The sequence below is a fragment of the Streptomyces sp. NPDC059649 genome (assembly GCF_042734445.1).
Classification (GTDB): Bacteria; Actinomycetota; Actinomycetes; order Streptomycetales; family Streptomycetaceae; genus Streptomyces.
Map to the genome: position 1 here is coordinate 1 of NZ_JBHWDV010000086.1, position 20,836 is coordinate 20,836.

Sequence of the window (20,836 nt, forward strand, 5' to 3'; positions counted from 1 at the left end):
GTCCCTCGGAGGCCCGGCCGGTGGGCCCGTACGCCGATCGCCCGGCCGGCCGGCCGGTCGATCGGGGAGCAGCGTACGGGAGTTGGGGCGGGTGGGGACCGCGGGGTCGGTGACGATGAGGGAAACTCCCCTTACTTGACCGACTTGGGGAGGGCCCATGGCCGACAATCACGCAACCGGCCGGCTGCCGCGTACCGGACAGCCACTCGTCGCGACGGTGCTGACGGGCACCGTCGCGCTCTATCTGGCGCTCGTCGCCTTCGGCAACATCACCGACTTCGGGACCAATCAGCAGTTCGTCCGGCATGTCCTGGCGATGGACACCACGTTCAAGGACCCGGACCTGATGTGGCGGGCCATCACCTCGCCCGGCCTCCAGGACGCCGCGTATGTGGCGATCATCGCCTGGGAGAGCGTCACCGCGCTGGTGCTGATAGTGGCCACGGTTCTGTGGCCGCTGGGTCTGCGGCGCGGCGAGGTGGCCCGGGCCCGGATGCTGAGCACCGTCGGTCTGCTGATGATGCTGCTGTTGTTCGGCGCGGGCTTCCTGGCGATCGGCGGGGAGTGGTTCTCGATGTGGCAGTCCAAGACCTGGAACGGCCTGGAGGCGGCGACCCGCAACATCACGTTCGCGGGGGTCGCGCTGCTGGCCGTCCGGCTGCCGTCGGCGCCCTGAGCCGGCCGGCGCGCGGCGGGCGGGCGCCCGGCGGTCACCACTCGATCCGGTAGTCCGTCAGCCAGTTGCCGCCGTCCTCCGCGCCGCCGCCTCCGGGGCCGGCGGCGGGGCGGCCGGGTCCGCCGGGGGCGGTGCGGGCGGCGAGGCCGGCGCTGGCCGCGACGACCTTCTCCACCCGTTCCCGGCGCAGCTCCTCGTACGCCGCGAAGGCGGCCCGCGGGTCGGCGTGGTCGCGCAGGCAGCGGGCCAGCACGATGCCGTCCTCGATGGCCATCGAGGCGCCCTGGGCGGCGTTGGGCGCGGCCGCGTGGGCGGCGTCGCCGAGGACGACCTTGGTGTCGTCGTACCAGGTGGGCGTGGTGGCGATGTCGTAGGCGCTGGAGGCGACGACCCGGTCGCCGGTGGCGCGGACGAGGGCGGCGGCCGGGGTGGCGTCGCCGGGGAACCGCGCGGCGACCCGGTCGCGCCACTCGTCGGGGGTGACGGCCTGCAGGGCGGTGCGGTCGCCCTCGGTGCCGGGGATGTTGGCGAACCACCAGATCTCCCCGTCGGGGGCGCGGGTGCAGCCGAAGAAGGCGCGTTCGCCGAGGATCATGGTGTAGGTCTCCGGGGCCACCTCGGCTCCGGTGGCGGGGGTGTAGCCGCAGACCGTGTGCTGGCCGGTGTGGCGCGGCCGGGGTGCGTCCGGGTCGATGAGGGTGCGGGTGACGGAGTGCAGTCCGTCCGCGCCGATCAGCAGGTCGCCCTCGGCGCGGCTGCCGTCGGCGAAGGTGGCGACCACCCGCTGCCCGCCGGCCGACGCCACCGTCTCGGCGCCGACCAGCCGTTTCCCGTGGTGTACGGGGATTCCCCGGCGGGCCGCCTCGGCGTGCAGCACCTGGTAGAGGGTGGCGCGCCGCAGGGTGCGCGGGCCGGGGCCGGTGCCGCTGCCGGCGATGGGCCGCTCGCCGACCTTGCTGCCGTCGTGGCCGAACACCGCGATCCGCCGGGCCGGGAAGGAGTGTGCGGCGACCGGGTCGTGGGCGTCGATCACCCGGAGCGCCTCCAGGCCGTTGGCGAAGACGACGAGGAAGGCGCCGACGTCGTCCGCGCCGGTCGGGTACGCCTCGAAGACCTCCGCCTCGATGCCCGCCTTGTGCAGTGCCATGGCGGTCACCGCGCCCGCGATTCCGCCGCCGATGATCAGTGCCTTGCGCATGCCGTGGTCCCCCCGGGTGTGCCCCCTCGGTGCGCCGGCCGGGTCGTGGCCGGCGGTGCGGCCGGTCGGCCGCACCGCCCACCTTGCCTCCGGCGGACCGGAAGATCCAGCCCGCCGGGGGACATCACGGCCGTGCCGCGGGGCGGTCCTCAGCCCGCCGCGTACACGTCCTCGATGTACCGACCGGCGGCGGTGAGTTCGCGCAGCCAGGCCTCGGACTCCTGGGCCGAGGCGCCGGTGTGCGCGGCGTGCACCTCCCGGAAGGCGGCCCGGACACCGGGGGCCATCCGGCTGCCGTCGCCGCAGACGTACACCCGGGCGCCGGCCTGGAGGAGTTCCCAGATCTCGGCGGCCTCGGCGGCGATCCGGTGCTGGACGAAGCGGTGGCCGTGCTCGGGGCGCTCGCTGAAGACGGGGCGTACCGAGAGCACCCCGGCCGCCTCGGCGGCGGCGAACTCCGCGGCGTGCAGGAAGTCGGCCGTGGGGTCGTCGCAGCCGAAGTACAGCCGGGCGGGCGCGGTTTGGCCGGCCGCGACCCGGTCGGCCACGGCGCCCCGGAAGGGGGCGAGGCCGGTGCCGGCGGCGACCAGGACGACCGGGGTGGCGTCGGCCGGGTCGAGGCGGAAGGCCTCGCGGCAGGGCTGCACCCGGGCCAGGACCACATCGCCGGGGCGCAGGCCGTGCAGATACGTCGAGCCGGTGCCGCCGGGCAGCAGCGAGACCATCAGCTCGGCGTGCCGGGCGTCGGTGGCGGGCGAGGAGGAGATCGAGTAGTGCCGGGTGCGCAGCGGCGGCAGCAGGTCGAGGACCACCGGCCAGGGCAGTTGGCCGCGCAGAGCGGGGTGGGCCTCGATCAGCTCGATCAGGGTGCGCGGGTCGTCCTCGGCGAGGTGTTCCAGGGCCTGCCGCTCGGGCGGGCACGGGTTGTGCGCGGCCAGCACCGCGAGCTGCTCCGGGGTCGGCCGGGTCCCCAACTCCAGGTGGTGGGTGAGGAGTTGGCGTACGGTCAGGGGACGGTCGACGGGCAGGGTGTCGCGGGCCGGGCGGCGGCCGGGGTGCAGGGCGAGCACGGTGTCGAGGTCGGCACCGAGGGCGCGGGCCGCCCGCTCGACGGCGGCCGCGGCGTTGACCGGCAGCACGGCGAGGTGGTCGGCGGTGCGGTAGGTGACACCGTCCGGCAGGGCGAGCCGCAGGAACCGCTTGGGGCGCGGCCAGCCCTCCGCGGTGAGGTCGTGGGCCTCGGTGACGGTCAGTTCGGTCAGCTCGTGCCGGGCGGCGAGCGCGTCGAGCGGTCCGCCGGTGATCTCGGTGACGGTCCAGCCGGTGTCCGCTGCGGCCGGGGCGGCCGCGCCGGTGCTGGCGGGATCGCCGTAGCGGGTCAGCAGTTCGGTGCGCAGTGCGGTGGTGAACTCCTTGACGGTGCCGCTGAGATCGCCGGAGGCGTCGGCCTCGGCGCGCGGCAGCATCCGGTCGCCGCCGAGCGCGGCCAGCCGGTCGTCGATGAGGGTGGGGACGTGCTGGTAGGTGGCGGCCCAGTTGCGGTCGCCGACACCGAGGACGGCGAACGGGCGGTCCGCGGCGGCACCGTCCCCGGCGGTCCGCAGCCAGCGTACGAAGGCGGCCGCGTCGTCGGTGGGCTGTCCGTTGTAGGAGGCGGCGACGATGACGACGGGCCGGTCGGCGGGCAGCCCGTCGGCGCAGGCGTCCAGCGGGGCGACCTCGGTGGCGCAGCCCAGCCCGGTGGCCTCGTCGGCGAGCCGCTCGGCGAACTCGCGGCATGTGCCGTAGTTGCTGCCGTGCAACAGCAGCAGCCCGGTGCCCTGGACGACGCGGGTGGGCAGGGTGTCGGCGGTGGTGGCGTCGGCTGCGGAGCCGGATCCCGCGGTGCCGCCGGGCAGGACGCCCAGGGCTGCGCGCACCGCGGCCCGGTCGGCGGGCGTACGGGCGGCCAGCTTGAGGGTGAACCCGTCGGGCTTGAGGGTCAGGGTCTCCTTGATGCGCAGCCGGTAGTCGGCGTGGTCGATCAGCCGGTAGCGGTGGGCGAGCAGGGCGAGCAGCATGGTCGCCTCGTGCAGCGCGAACTGCCGCCCGATGCAGGCGCGTTCACCGGTCCCGAACGGCTTGTAGGCGTGCGGCGAGCGGGCCGCCTCGGCCTCCGGGGCGAAGCGGGACGGGTCGAACAGCTCGGGGTTGTCGCCCCAGCACGGGTCGCGGTGCAGCATCGGGGTGAGCACGGTGACCAGTTGGCCGGCCTTGACCGGGTAGCGGCCGCCGAGCACGGTGTCCTGGCGGGCCTGACGGGTGAAGGCGGCGGCGGTGGGCCACAGCCGCAGCGCCTCGTTGAGGACCTGCCGGGTGAACGGCAGCTGGCCGATGTCCTCGAAGGTCGGGTCGGGGTCGGTCTGGTCGCCCCACAGCTCGTCGGCCTCGCGCTGCACCATCCGCAGCGCCAGCGGGTCCTTGAGCAGGTGGTGGAGGGCGAAGGAGAGGGCGCCGGAGGTGGTCTCGTGACCGGCGATCAGGAAGGTGATGACCTGGTTGCGGATGTTCGCGAGGTCGAGGGAGGGTCCCTCGGCCCCGCTGCCGTCCCCCAGCGCGCGGGCGGCGAGCATCAGCCCGAGCAGGTCGTCCTCGGCGGTCTCGCCGCTCGCCGTGCGCGCGGCGATGACCTCGTCGACGACGGAGGCGAGGTAGTCCGCGTCCGCACGGAACGCCGCGTCCGCCGCGGAGTGGTCGCCACCCGGGTCCCGGGCGAACTTCTTCATGCTCCATTCGAGGCAGCGCACCATCGCCTCGACGAACGGGTGCGGGGAGTCGCCGCGGGAGAACGACTCGAAGTCGAAGCCGAAGCCGGCCAGCCCGATGGTGTCCAGCGTCATCCGGGTCATGTCCTCCGCGACCTGGACCGGCGCGCCGTCGGCCAGCCGCCGGTCCCAGCTCGCCATGACCCGCCGGGCGACCTTCAGCATCGCCGGGTGGTACGTCCGCATCGAGCCCAGCGCGAACGCCGGCATCAGGATCTCGTGCGCCTTGGCCCAGTTCGGCTCGTCGTTGTAGGCGGTGAACAGACCGTCCCCGGCGAACTCCCGGACGTTCTCCAGGACGACCGACACCCCCTTGGCGAAGCGGGTCTCGTCGGCGGCCTCGGTGACCAGGTCGAGCGAGGTGAGGAAGAGCGTCTCGCGCTCGCCGAGCCGGCGCTTGAAGATCGGTCCGTGGGTCCGGGCGAGGTCCATGGACTGCTGGATGGGCGTCGAGGTCAACCCGTCGGCCGTGATGTCGACGACCGGGATGCCGTCATCGGCGGCGCGTTCGTCACTGTGGAGCGCGATGGTGTCGGTCATGTCTCCAGCGTGAGGGGGCCGGTGGGCAGCTCCGGCCCGGGCAACTGCATGATTGTGCAGTGGTTTTTCGCTGCTCGCTCTTGCGCGCGGACCGGAGATGGAGCAATGGACATCGGGCACGCCGACAGTGCGCCGGACGGGGACCCGCCCGGCTCCCGTCCGTCACCCGCCGGGGCCGGACCGGTCGATCCGGCCGGGCCGTACGCGGACGGGCCCTGGCGCAACTACTTCCTGATCCTGCTGGACCGCATCCCGACGCCGATCGCGGTGTGCCGGGCCGACGGTGAGGTGCTGATCGCCAATCCGGCGATGGCCACGCTGTGGGGCGCGGCGCCGGGCCAGTTGCGCGGCCGCAATCTGCTGGCCCTGTTCCGGCCCCGGGCGAAGGAGCAGTTGCGGCGGATCGCCGAGGCGGTGCGGCTGGGCCGCCGGTCACGGTATCCGGTCCAGGTGCACTGGCGGTCGGCCGCCGACGGTACCGAGCGCGAGGGGGAACTGACGGTGGACCCGGTCGGCGACCCGTCCGGCCGGCCGCCGGTCCTGCTGGCCCTGCTACGGGCCACCGAGGACACCCCGCCGCCGGCCCCGCGGGCCACGGCGAGCCCGGTGGAGACCCGGATCCTGGCCCTGGCCGCCGGCGGCGCGACGACGGCGTCGATCGGCGCGTCCCTGGGACTGACCGTTGACGGGGTGAACTACCACCTGTCCCGGCTGTCCCGCCGCTGGCGGGTGCAGGGCCGGACCGCGCTGGTCGCCAAGGCGTACGTGCTGGGCGTACTGGCGGCGGACAGCTGGCCACCGGCCCCGGCCTGACCATCAGCACGCATGTGCGGTTAACCTCCGTGGTGTGGAGGAGAACGCAGCCGCGCAGTTCGAGCGCGGAACGGACGGCCCGAAGGTCATCGTCGTCGGCGTGGACGGCTCCGACTCGTCCTGGCGCGCCGCCGCGTACGCGTCCGGCCTCGCCCGGCGCCAGGGCTCGAAGCTCGTCCTGGTCTACGTCCAGCCGGTGCTGCCGGCCGGGGCGTCGATGGGTGCGCCGGTCGTGGACGCGACCAACGAGGTGGCCGAGGAGCTGATGGCCGAGATCCGCAGGGCCACCGACCGGCTGCAGGGGATCTACGACGTGCGCTGGGAGTTCCACACGCTGCGTGGCGACCCGTACAACGGCATGGTGCAGATGGCCGACGAGCTCAAGGCCGACGCCGTGGTGGTGGGCGCCTCGGAGTCGGCCGGGCACCGCATCATGGGCTCGGTCGCGGTCCGCCTGGTCAAGGCGGGACGCTGGCCGGTCACGGTCGTCCCGTAGGGCGTGTCGTTCGGGGCCGTAGGGCCCGCGGCGCTCCGCTGGTGGCGTCGGCCGCCCTGAGGCACGGTGGGAGGTGGACGGGCGGAGCGCCGCCCCGGCCGAGGGAGACCACCGTGACCGACCGCACGTACCGCGTGACCGATATCGTCGGAACGTCCCAGCAGAGCGTGGACGCGGCGATCAAAAACGGCATCAAGCGCGCCTCGCAGACCCTCCGCAATCTCGACTGGTTCGAGATCACCGAAGTGCGCGGACACCTCGTCGACGGCGAAATCGACCACTACCAGGTCGGTATGAAGGTCGGGTTCCGGCTGGAGGACGCCGATTGACGCCCCGATGACACCCCTGCCGGGTACGTCTCCCGGCGAGTCGCCACCGTACTAGGGAGTCGCCTTCCTTAGGCGCCTTTGAGGGTCCATGATGATCCGCCGTCGGACCACGACGGAGCGAGCCTACGGAGGGATCCCAGATGGGCCTGCGCGCGGGACAGGGCGTATTGCGCCGCAAACCGATCGAACACATCGAAGAGGCGGAGGGCCCGGCGAGCCAGCAGCTCACCCGGGCGCTGGGGCTGTGGCAGCTGACCGCCATCGGCGTCGGCGGCATCATCGGCGCCGGCATCTTCACCCTCGCCGGCACGGTCGCGAACGGCAAGGCCGGACCCGCGGTGCTGATCTCCTTCCTCGTCGCGGGCATCGCGAGCGCCGCGGCGGCGTTCTCGTACGCCGAATTCGCCGGGCTGATCCCGAAGGCGGGGTCGGCCTACACCTACGGCTATGCGGTGCTCGGCGAGGTGGCCGGGTGGTTCATCGGCTGGGACCTGCTGCTGGAGTACACCGCGATCGTCGCGGTCGTCGCGATCGGCATCTCGGGATATTTCAGCTTTCTTCTCGGTGAGCTGGGGCTCGATCTGCCCGCCTGGATGCTGGGCGCCCCGGGGACCGGGCCGGGGCATCGCGTCGACCTCTTCGCGGCGGTGCTCTGCCTGCTGATCGCCTTTCTGCTGACCCTGGGCATCAAGAACGCCGCGCGCTTCGAGACGATCGTGGTGGGCCTGAAGGTCCTGGTCGTCGTGGTCGTCATCGCGGTCGGCTTCTTCCACATCAACACCGCGAACTACACGCCGTTCTTCCCGTTCGGGGTGAGCGGCGCCTTCACCGGCGCGGCCACCGTCTTCTTCGCGGTCTTCGGCTACGACGCGATGAGCACCGCCGCGGAGGAGTCCAAGGACGCCCAGCGCCACATGCCCAAGGCGATCCTGTACTCGCTGGCGATCTCGATGGTGCTGTACGTCCTGGCCTGTCTGGTGCTGACGGGCATGCAGAACTACAAGGACATCGACCCGGAGAGCGGCTTCTCCTCGGCGTTCAAGTCGGTGGGGCTGCACGGTCTCGCGGACGTCATCGCGGTCGGCGCGATCATCGGCATCCTGACCGTCATGTTCACCTTCATGCTCGGGGTGACCCGGGTGTGGTTCTCGATGAGCCGGGACGGCCTGCTGCCGAAGTGGTTCGCCAAGACCAGCCCCACGCACCACGTGCCGACGCGAGTGACCTGGATCGTCGGGGTGGCCTCCGCGGTCATCGCCGGTTTCCTGCCGATCGGCGAGGCCGCCGAGCTGACGAACATCGGCATCCTGCTGGCGTTCGTGGTGGTGTGCGTGGCCGTCATCGTGCTCCGCTACAAGCGCCCCGAACTGCCGCGCACGTTCCGTACGCCGGGGATGCCGTTCGTGCCCGCGCTCGGCGTGATCTTCTCGCTCTGGCTGATCACGTTCCTGGCGTGGCAGACCTGGGTGCGGTTCGTGGTCTGGTTCCTCGTCGGCATGGTCATCTACTTCAGCTACTCCTACCGACACTCGAACCTGGAACGCGCGGAGCGGGCGGGAGAGGGAGAGGGAGAGGGTTCCGGGGGCGGGATGCGCTGAGGCGCGTGCGCGGGCGCCTGTGCGTGCGCGGGCCCCTGCGCGTGCGCCTGTGCGTGCGACTGTGCCTGCGTTCTTCTCCCCCGCCGCGCATTTTCCACGCCGCGCTTTTTCCACGCCCCACAATTCCCCGCCGCACTTTTTCCTCGCCGCATCTTTTTCCCCGCCGCCCACCCCCCTTCGGGGGGTGGGCGGGTCAGGAGGCGAGGTTTCGCGGCGCGCACCTGGCCGCAGCACCCCGGCCCGCCACGGCCCCTCGCCGCCGCCACCGCAGCTCGCCGCCACGGCCCCGCGCCGCCACGGCCCTTTGCCACCACGCCAGCTCGCGACACGGCCCCCGCGTCGCCACCGCAGCTCGCCGCCACGCCCATTCGCCGCCACCGCAGCTCGCCGACACGGCCCCTCGCCGCCACGACCGCCCGACGCCCCGGCCCCTCACCCGCCCGGCCGCAACCCCCGTAGTTGCCCGCCCAGTCGGTGTCGCCACAGCCACCACGGCAGTCGGCGGCGGGGTACGTACGCCCACAGGTCGTCGTCCGCCTCGGTGCCGCGCGGGCAGCGGCGTAGCAGGTCCAGGCAGGGGCGGTCGACGGTGCCGTGCAGCCGGGCGGTGTGGGCCAGGGCGACGAGGCCCTGGTGGCGCAGCCGGTGGTCCGACGACTCCAGAGCGCGCTCCAGAGCCCGGGCGACCCTGGGCAGGATCGCCGCCGGGTCGGGATGGGTCAGCGCGAGACCGATCACCGCGACGCCCACCAGCTCCTCGCCGCGCTCCAAGGCGGCGTCCACCTCTTCCGGCCGGTCGGTGCCGAGCAGCGCCCCGCTCACCTGCCAGTTCATGCCCCGGCCCGACGCGGCGCGGGCGAGCAGGAACTCGGCCCGCCCGGCGGCCAGTTGGCGCGCCCGCACCTCCGTACCGGCCACCCCCGCACCGGCCGTCCCTTTACCGGCCGACCCCACATCAGCCACCCCCACACCAGCCGATCCCGCACCCGCGACCCCCGTACCGGCCACCCTCACACCAGCTGACCCCGCACCAGCCACCCCCACACCACCCGACCCCGCACCGACCACCCCCGTCCCGCCCGCGCCCCCCGACGCGTTCCGCGCGGCCAGCGTGAGGTAGTCCCAGATCCGACCGGCGGCGGCGGTCTCCACGCCCGGGATCTGCCGGCAGACCGTGTCCAGTTCGGGCCCGGACGGGCCCTGCGCATGGATCAGCGCGAAGGCCTCACCGGGGCCGGAGGGTCCCAGGTCGCAGCGGCGGAGGAAGGCGAGCCGGACGGTGTCGGCGGCGGTCAGCCGGCCGTTCAGTCGGCCCCAGGCGAGTTCGGACGGTTCGATGGCCGCCGCGTAGCGGACGACGTCGGCGGGGACGGTGTGCACCGGGTGAGACTAACGAGTCCCGTGCGCCGCACCGTAGTTGGCCCCGTACCGCCCCTTGACGCCGACCTGCCGGGCCCGAAGAATGAGCGCGCCCTGACAACGTTGTCGGCGAACCGGAGGTCCGGATTCATGCCATGGCCCAGTCGCAATCGGCTGCGTACCGCGGGCGCGGTGCTGGCGGCCGCGCTGGTCGGAGGCGGGCTCACCGCCCCCGCCGCGCAGGCCGCGCCGCCCGGCGGCACGCTCACCGACCTGGTCAACCCCTTCATCGGCAGCCAGAAGGACGGCAACACCTACCCGGGCGCCGCGGTCCCGTTCGGCATGGTGCAGCTCTCGCCCGACACCGGCCACACCACCGGCTACAGCTACGACGACGACCACATCCGGGGTTTCAGCTCGGTGCACATCTCCGGCGTCGGCTGCGGGCTCGGCGGTGACCTGCCCGTGCTGCCCACCACGGGCGACCTCACCGAGACCGACAACGCCAAGTACGCGGCGGCTTTCCGCCATGACGACGAGTCGGCCCGGCCCGGCTACTACCGGGTCCGCCTGACCTCGTACGGCGGCATCACCGCCGAGCTGACCGCCACCGCCCGCACCGGCCGGCAGCGCTACACCTTCCCGGCCACCGACAAGGCCAATGTGCTGCTCAACGCCGGGCAGTCGCTGCACCGGACGGTCTCCACCAAGGTCGAGGTGCTGGACTCCCGCACCGTCCGCACCGCCGTCACCGGCCGCGGCTTCTGCCAGGACACCGAGCCGTACACCGTCTACACGATCACCCGCTTCAACCGGCCGTTCACCTCGTACGGCACCTGGGAGGGCGACACGGTCACGCCCGGGTCGCGCGGGTCCACGGCGGGCGGCCGGCACGGCGCGTACGTCCGCTTCGACACCCGCGGGGACCGTACGGTCGAGGCGACCACGGCCCTCAGTTACGTCGACGCGACGGGCGCGGCCCGCAATCTGCGCGCGGAGGGCGGGGGTTCGTTCGACCGGGTCCGGGCCGCGGCCGATGCCGCGTGGGAGCGGCGGCTGGCCCTGGTACGGGCGGAAGGCGGCAGCCGGACGCTGCGCCGGACGTTCTACTCCTCGCTCTACCGGTCGTTCCTGGCGCCGAACCTCGGCAGTGACGTGGACGGCCGCTACACCGGCTGGGACCGCGCGGTGCACCGGACGGCCGAGTTCGGCGGCTCCGCCTACTACCAGAACTGGTCGCTGTGGGACACCTACCGCACCCAGGCGCAGCTGCTGGCGCTGCTGGCGCCGCACGAGTCGCGTGACATGGCGCTGTCGGTGCTGCGGATCGACAAGGAGGGCGGCTGGCTGCCCAAGTGGGGCTACGGAACGGTCGAGACGAACATCATGACCGGCGACCCGGTCACCCCGTTCCTCACCAACGCCTATCAACAGGGCCTGTTGAAGGGCCATGAGGAGGAGGCGTACGCCGCGCTCAGGAAGAACGCCGACGGGGTGCCGCCGGCCGCGTCGCCGGCCGTCGGGCGGGAGGCGAACGCGGAGTATCTGAGGGACGGTTTCGTGCCGTACGTCAAGGGCCGCCCGCATCACAAGCCCGGCGACTCGGACTTCGACCACGGTGCCTCGGCGACCCTGGAATACGCCTTGTCGGACGCGATGCTGGCGCGGATGGCGCGGGACCTGGGGCACACCGCGGACGCCGACCGCTATGCGGCCCGGGCGCGGAACTACCGGAAGATCTTCGATCCGTCGACCGGCTTCTTCCGGGCCCGGGACGAGCACGGGGCGTTCACCGGCCCGGCCGACCCGGCCAAGAGCGAGGGCTTCCACGAGGGCACGTCCTGGCAGTACCAGTGGCTGGTGCCGCAGGACCTGCCCGGGATGCTCAAGCTGATCGGCGGCCGGGACGCGGCGGACGAGCGGCTCGATGCGTTCTTCGCGTACCGGAAGCTGCTGGCGGATCCGGAGAGGACCGCCCGGGAGGTGTGGGTCAACGGGCCGTACGACTACTACAACGCGGACAAGTACAACCCGCAGAACGAACCGGACCTGATCGCTCCGTACACCTATCTGTCCACCGGCCGGCCGTGGAAGACGACGGACGTGGTGCATGCGGCGCTGACGCTGTTCACCGACACGCCCAGTGGGATGACCGGGAACGACGATCTGGGGACGATGTCGGCGTGGATGGTGCTGTCGTCGATCGGGGTGTTCCCGGTGCAGCCGGGCACCGACACCTGGGGGCTGAGCACACCGGTCTTCGACCGGGTGGAGCTGACGCTGGACCGGCGCTATTACCCGGCGGGGCACTTCACCATCACCGCGCCCGGTACGTCCGCGTCGCAGCGTTATGTCCAGTCGGTCCGTCTGGACGGTGCCGACCGGGACCGTACGTATCTGACCACCGGTGAGCTGCGCGGCGGCCGGGAACTGGCCTTCAGGGTCGGTGCGGAGCCGTCCGGCTGGGGTACCGGCGAGCGGGCCGCGCCGCCGCCGGTGGGCACCACGGCGCCGGGTGGTACGGCCGCCCGGCGGTGACCGCACCCCGTTCGCCCGCGGCCGGCGGCACGACGCGCGGTCGCGGGCGAGCGGGCGGCGAAGGGGGTGTGCGTGCCGCAGGCGGGGTGCGGGCGTCAGCCCTGCAGGGCCTGCCAGAACTCGTCGAAGGACATGGTGCCGTCGTGGTCGGTGTCCTTGGCCTTGATGACGGCCTCGGCGACCGGGCCGGTGACGAACGGATCGCCCATCTCCGCCATCGCCCGCTTGAACTCGTCCGGCGTGACCTGGCCGTCGCCGTCCGCGTCGTACCGGTCGAACGTCGCCCTGGCCTCGTTGATGTCTGCCATGGGAGGTGCCCCCTTCGTGGTGCTGCGCAGTGCTGCGCGGTGGTGTTGCCTGGTGATCCGACCTGCGTACATTAGCGGACCGTCAGGACGGGCCCGGGTGCCCCCTCCGCCGGGCCAGATAGGGGGCGGTGCGGCTGCCCGGGGCGGCGGCGACCTGGGCGGGGGTGCCCTCGGCCACGATCCGGCCGCCGTCGGCGCCGCCGCCCGGGCCGAGGTCGATGACGTGGTCGGCGCCGGCGACCACGCCCATGTCGTGTTCGACGACCACGACGGTGTGGCCGGCGTCGACCAGGCCGTGCAGCTGGCGCAGCAGTACCTCGGTGTCGGCGGGGTGCAGCCCGGTGGTGGGCTCGTCGAGCAGGTAGAGGGTGTGGCCGCGGCGGGTGCGCTGGAGTTCGGTGGCGAGTTTGATGCGCTGGGCCTCGCCGCCGGACAGTTCGGTCGCGGGCTGGCCGAGCCGGAGGTAGCCGAGGCCGACGTCCTGGAGGGTGCGCAGGCTGCGGGCGGCGGCGGGGACGTCGGCGAGGAAGTCCGTGGCGCTGTCCACGGTCAGCTCGAGGACGTCCGCGATGGTCCGGTCCCGGTAGGTGATCTGGAGGGTTTCGGAGTTGTAGCGGGCGCCGTGGCAGGTGGTGCACGGTGCGTACGTGCCGGGGAGGAAGAGGAGTTCCACGGCGACGAAGCCCTCGCCCTGGCAGGTCTCGCAGCGGCCGGCGGCGACGTTGAAGGAGAACCGTCCGGCGGTGTAGCCGCGGGCCCGGGCCTCGTCGGTGGCGGCGAAGACCTTCCGCACCGCGTCGAACAGTCCGGTGTAGGTGGCGAGGTTGGAGCGCGGGGTGCGGCCGATCGGTTTCTGGTCGACGCGGACCAGCCGGTCGATCGCCGCCAGGCCGTCGGCGCCGCTGAGTTGGGCGCGGGCCATCGGTCCGGCTTCCGCTCCGGCCTCGGTGGTGTCCTCGGCGGCGTCGGCCCGGCCGGCGCCGAGGTGGTCCCGTACGGTCTCCGCGAGGACCCGGGTGACCAGGGTCGATTTGCCCGATCCGGAGACGCCGGTGACCGCGGTGAAGACGCCGAGCGGGAAGGCCGCGTCCAGTCCGCGCAGATTGTGCAGGGTGACGCCGCGCAGGGTCAGCGTCCCGGAGGGGGTGCGCGGGGTGCGCTGCGGGGGCGGTTCGGTGGCGAAGAGGTAGCGGCGGGTGGCGGAGTGCTCGGCGTCGGCGAGGGCGGCGACCGGGCCGCTGTGCAGCACCTGGCCGCCGTGTTCGCCGGCGCGCGGTCCGATGTCCACGATCCAGTCGGCGTGCCGTACCACGTCCATGTCGTGCTCGACCACGAACAGGGTGTTCCCGGCGTCCTTGAGGCGGCCGAGGACGGTGAGCAGGGCCTCGGTGTCGGCCGGGTGGAGTCCGGCGGACGGTTCGTCGAGGACGTAGACGACGCCGAAGAGGCCGGAGCGCAGCTGGGTGGCGAGCCGCAGCCGCTGGAGTTCGCCCGCGGACAGGGTGGGTGCGGGCCGGTCCATGCTGAGGTAGCCGAGGCCGAGTTCGGTGAGGACCTCGATGCGGGCCACGAGGTCGCGGGCGAGCGCCGGGGCGACCTCGTCGTCGGTGCGGGCGGCGGTGGGGCGGAGGAGTGCGGCGAGGGCGCCGAGCGGCAGCCCGGCGAGGGTGGCGATGTCGCGGCCCTCGAAGGTGACGGCGAGCGCCTCGGGGCGCAGCCGCCGGCCGGCGCACTGCGGGCAGGGCTCGGCGACCATGAAGCCCTGGACGCGCCGTCTGAGGGTCTCGCTCTTGGAGTCGGCGAAGGTGTGCAGGACGTAGCGGCGGGCGCTCATGTACTGGCCCTTGTAGGGGCGCTGGATACGGCCGGCCTCGCGGACCGGGTGGACGGTGACGACGGGCTGTTCGTCGGTGAACAGGATCCAGTCGCGGTCGGCCTGCGGGAGTTCGTGCCAGGGCCGGTCGATGTCGTGGCCGAGGGTGGCGAGGATGTCGCGGAGGTTCTTGCCCTGCCAGGCGCCGGGCCAGGCGGCGATGGCGCCCTCGCGGACGGACAGCGTGGGGTCGGGGACGAGGGACTGTTCGGTGACGCGGTGGTCGGTGCCCAGGCCGTGGCACGCGGGGCAGGCGCCGGCCGCGGTATTCGGCGAGAAGGCGTCGGAATCGAGCCGTTCGGTCGTGCCTTCCGGGTGGTCGCCGGCGCGGGAGAAGAGCATCCGGAGGGTGTTGGAGAGGGTGGTGACGGTGCCGACGGAGGAGCGGGAGGTGGGCGCGGAGCGCCGCTGTTCCAGTGCGACGGCCGGCGGCAGTCCGGTGATGTCCTCGACCTTGGGCGCGCCGACCTGGTGGATCAGCCGCCGGGCGTAGGGGGCCACCGACTCGAAGTAGCGGCGCTGGGCCTCGGCGTAGAGGGTGCCGAAGGCGAGGGAGGACTTGCCCGACCCGGACACCCCGGTGAACGCGACCAGCGCGTCCCTCGGGATGTCCACGTCGATGGTGCGGAGGTTGTGCTCACGGGCGCCGCGCACCCGTACGTACGAGTCGGCCATCCGTCCATGATCGGGCACGGTCCGCGGTGTCCGGGGACCCGTCAGCCGGTGGCGGTCGCGGCGTCGATGCGCGTCAGCGCCTCGTCCCAGGGCAGCGGGGTGGCGACGACGGCCCGCAGCGCCCGGATCTGGCGCGGCGGCAGCCCGGCGGCGAGCACGCCGACCGCGCGGCCTTCCCGGCCGTAGAGCGCGAGGACGCGGCGCCCGGCGCGGTCGAGCACGGGCGTTTCGCCCCGGTCGGCCCCCGCGATCGGCCCGTACGCCTGGATCTTGAGGTCGTACTGGTCGGACCAGAAGTACGGGACCGGGGCGAACGGGCGGCGCTCCGGGGTGTCGGCGCCGTCCGCGGCCAGTTCGGCGAGCAGGTTGCGGGCGGCGGCCATGCCCTGTTCGGTGGCGTTCATCCGGTGCTCGATGCGCAGCGGACGGCCGTGCACCGGGTGCTCCCAGCGGGCCACGTCGCCGGCGGCGTAGATGCCGGGGGCGGCGGCGCAGTACGCGTCGCAGCGCAGCCCGTCGGTGGTGTCCAGGGCCGGGTCGTCGCCCAGCCAGCCGACGGCGGGCGTGGACCCGATGGCGAGCAGCACGGTGTCGGCGGGCAGCCGGGTGCCTTCCGCCTTGCCGGGGTGACGCCCACCGGCCAGCCGGACCGCGGCGACCGTGTCCCCGACGGTTTCGAAGCCGTCCACCGCGCCGGTGCGCAGGGTGACCCCGCGGGCCCGGTGCTCCTCGGCGAGCAGTTCCCCGACCGCGGTGCCGACCGCGGCGGCCATGGGCACCGGGTCGCGGCCGACGAGGGTCACCTCGTGCCCCAACTCCGTTGCCACGGCGGCCGCTTCGCAGCCCAGTACGCCGTTGCCGACGATCACCAGGCGGCGGCCGCCGTCGGCCAGCCGGCCGCGCAGCGCCAGGGCGTCGTCGAGGGTGCGCAGGGTGTGGACGCCGGTGAGCGCATCGGCGCCGGGTAGCGTACGGGCCGCGACCCCGGTGGCGATGATCACCCCGGCGCATTCGAGCCGTTCGCCGGTGTCCAGGGTCAGGGCCCGGGCGGCCACGTCCAGACGGGTGGCCCGGGTGCCGAGCCGCAGGTCGAGGCCGAGCGGGTCGAGCTGGTCCTTGGTGCGCAGCAGAACGCGCTCCGGTTCCCAGGCGCCGTGCAGCAGCTGCTTGGACAACGGCGGCCGGTCGTACGGGAGATGGGGCTCGTCGCCGATGAGCACGAGCGGACCGGTCCAGCCGAAGCGGCGCAGCGCCTCGGCCGCGGCGAGGCCGGCCGCGGAGGCGCCGACGACGGCTATCGGGCGGCTGGTCATGCGTGGACCTCGATGACGGCGGCCGGGCAGACGGCGGCGGCCTCGCGGACCGCGTCGTGCCGCTCGGCCGGCGGTTCGGCGTCGAGCAGCACCACGATGCCGTCCTCGTCACGCTGGTCGAAGACCTCGGGGGCGATCAGCACGCACTGGCCGGCGCCGCAGCACTTGTCGGCGTCGAGGGTGATCTTCATGGCGATTCTCCGTGGGGGTGGGTGAAGTTGGGCGTGGACTTGGGGGGGTGAAGTGGTGGGTGAAGTGACGGGAGGGAACGGCTTGCCGGTCTACCAGGTGACGGGCAGGGCGTGGCAGCCATAGATCGACATGTCGGTACGGAACGGGATCTCCCCGATCGGCACCGCCGGCCGCATCCCCGGGAAGCGGCGCAGCAACGTACCGATGACGACCTGGAGTTCGACCCGGGCCAGGGCCTGGCCGAGGCACTGGTGGATGCCGTAGCCGAAGGCGATGTGGTGCTGGGCGTTGGGACGGGCGATGTCGAGCCGGTCAGGTTCGGGGAAGACGGTCTCGTCGCGGTTGCCGGAGGGGACGGCCACCACGACGCCCTCGCCGGCCCGGATGAGGTGCCCGTCGATCTCGACGTCCTCGGTGGCGACCCGGCGGGGGCCGTTGCGGATGATGCTGTGGAACCGCAGGAGTTCCTCGACGGCGCCGCGGATCAGGGCGGGTTCCTGCCGCAGCCGTTCGGCGGTCTCCGGGTCGCGCATCAGGGTCAGCGCGCTCAGCCCGATCATGTTGGCGGTGGTCTCGTGCCCGGCGATCAGCAGCAGGGCGGCGAAGGCGGTCACCTCCTCGTGGGTGATCTCGCCGGTCCGCTGCTGTTCGACGATCAGCCGGCCCAGGATGTCCTCGCCCGGGTCGGCCTCCTTCGCGGTGACCAACCGATCGAGGTAGTCGTGCAGTTCACGCCGCGCCACCTCGCGTTCCGCATCCGTGACCGTGCGGGAGAGCAGGGTGCCGGTGAGCCGCTGGAAGACCTCGTGGTCGTCGTACGGCACGCCCAGCAGCAGGCTGATGACGAGGGACGGGACCGGCAGCGCCAGCGCCTCGACCAGGTCCACACCGCCCTCCTCGCGCCCCTCGGCGCGCTCCATGGCGTCGCACAGTCCGTCGGTGAGGCGCTGGATCTCCGGGCGCAGCGCCTCGACCCGCTTGACCATGAACTCGCGCGTGACCATGCGGCGCAGCCGGGTGTGCTCCGGCGGGTCCCTGCGGATGAAGCCGCGGTTCCGGGTGCTGCCGCCGCCGGTCATCCCGCTCCGCGGATAGCCGTGGACGGTGGTGTCGGAGCTGAAGCGGAGGTCCCCGAGGACGGCCCGGATGTCGGCGTAGCGCGTCACGAGCCAGGCCCAACTGCCGTCCGGCAGACCGACCTTGGAGATCGGCCGGGTGGCGCGCAGGGCGCCGAACTCGGCCGGTGGGTCGAAGGGGCAGCCGCTCGGGGGCTCGACGGGCAGCGGCGCCGGGGCGGTGGAAAGTGTCATTGCGCTCATCTCCTTCATCGTGCGGGTGCACGCACGCCGCCAGGGGCGTGCACCCTGAGCCGAACGTTCGCCTAACGACTGTAAACTTACATGTGTAATACACGGATAAACGCGTCGGGGGCGAGGTGAGAGGAGACATGACAGGGTCTCGGGGCGGAGTGGCCGGGCGCGGACCAGCCGCTACCGCCGGTACGGGCGCGCGCTCAGCGCTCCAACAACAACTGCAGCATCTCGTCGACGAAACGGTCCAGCCGGCGGGCGTCCTTGCGACTGGGCATGACCTGCCAGAGCATCACCCGGCCGTGCACGGCCGACCACAGCACGTACGGCGCCTCGGAGCGCGACCCCCGCACCCGCCAGCCGGCGTCCTCACAGGCGGTCAGCGCCCGCTGCCAGCTGCGCACCAGCAGCCCGGCGGGATGGCCGGCCAGCCGCTCGGGGCCGACCGGGGTCTGCCGGGTCTCGTACAGCAGGCGGTAGGTGGCCGGGTGGGCGACGGCGTAACGGCAGTAGGCCCGCAGCTGGGCGCGCAGCCGCGCCACCGGGTCGTCCGCGGCGGCCCGGGCGGCGGCCTCGGCCATCGCCGTGGCCAGCCGCTCGTAGCTGACCTCCAGGGTCGCCCAGACCAGTTCGGTCTTGTCGGAGAAGTGCCGGTAGATGCTCGGGGCGGCGACGCCGGCCTCCCGGGCGACCGCCCGCAGCGACAGCGCGTCCTCGCTGCCGACCTGCTCCAGGAGCCGTTCGGTGGCCCGCAGCAGTTCCTCCCGCAGACGCTCGCCCTGCCCACGGGGGTTACGGGGCCGGACGGCCGCACGCTCGCTCATTGCGCTCCGGTCCCTTCCCTGCGCCTGCCGACGGATGTGCGACCAGGGTTTCACACCACGGCCGTCGGCCTCACCGCCCCATCGTCAGCCCGTCCTCCGCGGCGCCCCGGCTCAGCACCGCCGCGCCGATCCGGTTCCGGACGTCCCGGTGCGCGCCGGTCCGGGCGAGGTTCCGCACCCGGACCCGCGTGCCCTGCTCGGCGAGCTGCGGGACGTAGGCGGCCTCGGTGACCCGCCAGCGTCCGCCGGGCCGCTCGGGCGGCGCGAACCGGAAGCGGGCGAGGGTGCCCCAGTTGCCGCGCGGCTGCCGCATCGCACCGGAGAGCTGGTCGCCGAGCCCGTAGACGACCCAGGTGCCGTTGACCTTCTCGTACGGCTGCGGGGTGTGCGCGTGGGTGCCGACGACCAGGTCGATGTCGGGCCGGCCGTCGGTCTCGGCGGAGGTGAGCGCCCGGGCCAGGGCGAGCTGTTCCTCGTCCGGCGCGGTCCGGTACTCGGTGCCCCAGGCCGGGCTGACGACCACGACGTCGGCACCCGCCCGCCGGGCCGCCCGTGCGTCCGCGATGATCTGCTCCTCGTCGAGCAGGTTCACCGCCCAGGGCGCACCGTCCGGCGGCCCGCCGCCCTCGATGCCGTCGGTGTACGACAGATGGGCGACCCGCGCCCCACCGGGCGCCCGCAGCAGCACCGGCCGGTCGGCCTCGGCGGCATCCCGGGCCGACCCGGAGTGCCGCAGCCCGACCGTGTCCAGCGCGTCCAGGGTCCGGCGGACCCCGGGAACGCCCTGGTCGAGGGCGTGCGGGGACGCGGTGCCGCAGGAGTCGTAGCCGACGGCCTTGAGTGCGGTGGCGATCTGCGGCGGCGACTGGAGCAGCGGATAGCCGGTGAACGGCCCGTCGAGCGGGCCGAGCGGTGCGTCCAGATGACACAGCGCCACATCGGCACCGGCGACGACCGGCGCCACCCCCTTGAGCGTCGGCCGGAAGTCGTACCCGTCGAGGGGCGCGTCCTCCTGCGCGGTGTCCCGCACCTCGGGGTGCGTCGGAATGACGTCCCCCGCGACAACGAGCGTAAAGGGCCCCCGACCACCGGCCTCAACCACAGGCACCCGCCCGTGCGCGGACGGACGGACCTCGCCCCCCGTCCGCGCGCCCGCCCCCGCCGCCTCCGCCTCCGCCTCCGCACGCGGCCTGGCCCCCGCGCTCGGCCGCCCGGCCCCACACCCCGCGGCCAACACACCGGCCAGCGCCCCGGCCAGTGCCCCCACCACACATCGCCGACCAGCCACCCAATACCGCCCATACGCACTCATACCCGACAAATATCATGAGCCTCGCCGCGCCCCACCCGTACCTGGCCGCTCCGCTGCGCTTTGCGGCACCGCGTACGTACCTGGCTGTCCCGCCGCGGGGCTCGCTCACCGTTGCCGCTTTGCGGCGCCTCCCACGTACCTGGCCGTCCCGCCGTCGGGGTCATCGCCGTTACCGCATTGCGGCGCCCCCGCACGTAGCCGTCTGTGCCGCCGCGGGGCGTCTGCGCTTTGCGGGGCCCCGCGGCGGCACGTCTTTCCCGCCGCGGGGCGTCTCGCCGTTGCGCTTTGCGGCGCCGCGTACGTTGTCGACTGCAGCGCCGCGCTTGTTGCTCGCCGTTGCGCCTGGCAGCGGGCGTTTGTTTGTCGGGTGCGGTGACAGCCCTACAGACTTCGTCCTCCGGTCTGTCCCCTCCCGGGGTGGGTGGTGAGAGGCCGGTGGGGGCGAGCGTTGTCTGTTGAGTACCGCGTGTCGTTGGGGAGCGGGAATACCCGTACCCGTCCGCAGAGTTGGGGCCCCGCAGGGGGCGCTCTCAACCCTTACGGGGTCCGTTCGACCTTCCCCTAGGGTCCCAGCAGCCCCCCACGCCCACCCCCACCCACCATCTTCCCTCCCCCCCAACGGGAGGGGACGGGCCGGAGGGGCCGGTTGTGTGGACGTAAAGCGAAGCAGTCCACACA

The 20,836-nt window shown here is 73.3% G+C and carries 16 protein-coding genes; 6 read left to right on the forward strand and 10 right to left on the reverse strand.

Features of this window, described 5'->3' with window-relative positions; all coding sequences use genetic code 11:
* Nucleotides 1-157 precede the first annotated feature (157 nt).
* Nucleotides 158-676 (forward strand): DUF2165 domain-containing protein, encoded by a 519-nt coding sequence (locus ACFV1J_RS38540; protein ID WP_385866348.1) that lies wholly within the window; start codon nt 158-160, stop codon nt 674-676.
* 34 nt (nt 677-710) lie between these two features.
* Here the strand turns inward: ACFV1J_RS38540 and ACFV1J_RS38545 are convergent, their stop codons facing one another.
* Nucleotides 711-1,874, reverse strand: coding sequence for an FAD-dependent monooxygenase (locus tag ACFV1J_RS38545; protein ID WP_385866350.1), 1,164 nt, complete (start codon nt 1,872-1,874; stop codon nt 711-713).
* A gap of 149 nt (nt 1,875-2,023) precedes the next feature.
* A complete protein-coding gene (locus ACFV1J_RS38550; RefSeq protein WP_385866352.1) occupies nt 2,024-5,218 on the reverse strand; it encodes a cytochrome P450 in 3,195 nt (1,064 codons plus the stop codon).
* 105 nt (nt 5,219-5,323) lie between these two features.
* On the opposite strand from ACFV1J_RS38550, the gene ACFV1J_RS38555 reads away from it, so the two are divergent.
* The 4 genes from ACFV1J_RS38555 (at nt 5,324) to ACFV1J_RS38570 (ending at nt 8,454) form a co-directional block, all read left to right on the forward strand.
* The gene (locus tag ACFV1J_RS38555) at nt 5,324-6,031 is read left to right on the forward strand and encodes a PAS domain-containing protein (RefSeq protein WP_385866354.1); all 708 of its coding nucleotides are present in this window, start codon (nt 5,324-5,326) and stop codon (nt 6,029-6,031) included.
* 34 nt (nt 6,032-6,065) lie between these two features.
* Nucleotides 6,066-6,527 carry a universal stress protein gene (locus ACFV1J_RS38560; protein WP_385866355.1) on the forward strand — a complete coding sequence of 154 codons (462 nt, stop codon included), beginning with the start codon at nt 6,066-6,068 and terminating at the stop codon, nt 6,525-6,527.
* A gap of 113 nt (nt 6,528-6,640) precedes the next feature.
* A complete protein-coding gene (locus tag ACFV1J_RS38565) occupies nt 6,641-6,856 on the forward strand; it encodes a dodecin (RefSeq protein ID WP_030808935.1) in 216 nt (71 codons plus the stop codon).
* 140 nt (nt 6,857-6,996) lie between these two features.
* Nucleotides 6,997-8,454: an amino acid permease gene (locus ACFV1J_RS38570; protein WP_385866357.1), complete on the forward strand. Its 1,458-nt coding sequence runs from the start codon at nt 6,997-6,999 to the stop codon at nt 8,452-8,454.
* A gap of 432 nt (nt 8,455-8,886) precedes the next feature.
* On the opposite strand, the gene ACFV1J_RS38575 is transcribed toward ACFV1J_RS38570, so the two are convergent.
* A complete protein-coding gene (locus ACFV1J_RS38575; protein WP_385866360.1) occupies nt 8,887-9,834 on the reverse strand; it encodes a hypothetical protein in 948 nt (315 codons plus the stop codon).
* Between the two features lie 129 nt (nt 9,835-9,963).
* On the opposite strand from ACFV1J_RS38575, the gene ACFV1J_RS38580 reads away from it, so the two are divergent.
* Nucleotides 9,964-12,351: a GH92 family glycosyl hydrolase gene (locus ACFV1J_RS38580; RefSeq protein ID WP_385866362.1), complete on the forward strand. Its 2,388-nt coding sequence runs from the start codon at nt 9,964-9,966 to the stop codon at nt 12,349-12,351.
* Between the two features lie 95 nt (nt 12,352-12,446).
* On the opposite strand, the gene ACFV1J_RS38585 is transcribed toward ACFV1J_RS38580, so the two are convergent.
* From ACFV1J_RS38585 to ACFV1J_RS38615, 7 genes are all read right to left on the reverse strand, one after another.
* Nucleotides 12,447-12,659 (reverse strand): EF-hand domain-containing protein, encoded by a 213-nt coding sequence (locus ACFV1J_RS38585; RefSeq protein WP_385866363.1) that lies wholly within the window; start codon nt 12,657-12,659, stop codon nt 12,447-12,449.
* A gap of 82 nt (nt 12,660-12,741) precedes the next feature.
* A complete protein-coding gene (gene uvrA, locus ACFV1J_RS38590; protein WP_385866365.1) occupies nt 12,742-15,207 on the reverse strand; it encodes an excinuclease ABC subunit UvrA in 2,466 nt (821 codons plus the stop codon).
* Nucleotides 15,208-15,248: 41 nt separating this feature from the next.
* Nucleotides 15,249-16,520, reverse strand: coding sequence for an NAD(P)/FAD-dependent oxidoreductase (locus ACFV1J_RS38595; RefSeq protein ID WP_385866368.1), 1,272 nt, complete (start codon nt 16,518-16,520; stop codon nt 15,249-15,251).
* Nucleotides 16,517-16,711 (reverse strand): ferredoxin, encoded by a 195-nt coding sequence (locus ACFV1J_RS38600; RefSeq protein WP_385866369.1) that lies wholly within the window; start codon nt 16,709-16,711, stop codon nt 16,517-16,519. Before ACFV1J_RS38600 ends, ACFV1J_RS38595 begins: the two co-directional genes overlap by 4 nt.
* Before the next feature lie 90 nt (nt 16,712-16,801).
* The gene (locus ACFV1J_RS38605; protein WP_385866371.1) at nt 16,802-18,022 is read right to left on the reverse strand and encodes a cytochrome P450; all 1,221 of its coding nucleotides are present in this window, start codon (nt 18,020-18,022) and stop codon (nt 16,802-16,804) included.
* A gap of 203 nt (nt 18,023-18,225) precedes the next feature.
* On the reverse strand, nt 18,226-18,846 hold the full coding sequence (locus ACFV1J_RS38610; RefSeq protein WP_385866373.1) for a TetR/AcrR family transcriptional regulator: 621 nt from the start codon (nt 18,844-18,846) through the stop codon (nt 18,226-18,228).
* Nucleotides 18,847-18,916: 70 nt separating this feature from the next.
* Nucleotides 18,917-20,158 (reverse strand): CapA family protein, encoded by a 1,242-nt coding sequence (locus tag ACFV1J_RS38615; RefSeq protein ID WP_385866376.1) that lies wholly within the window; start codon nt 20,156-20,158, stop codon nt 18,917-18,919.
* Nucleotides 20,159-20,836 lie beyond the last annotated feature (678 nt).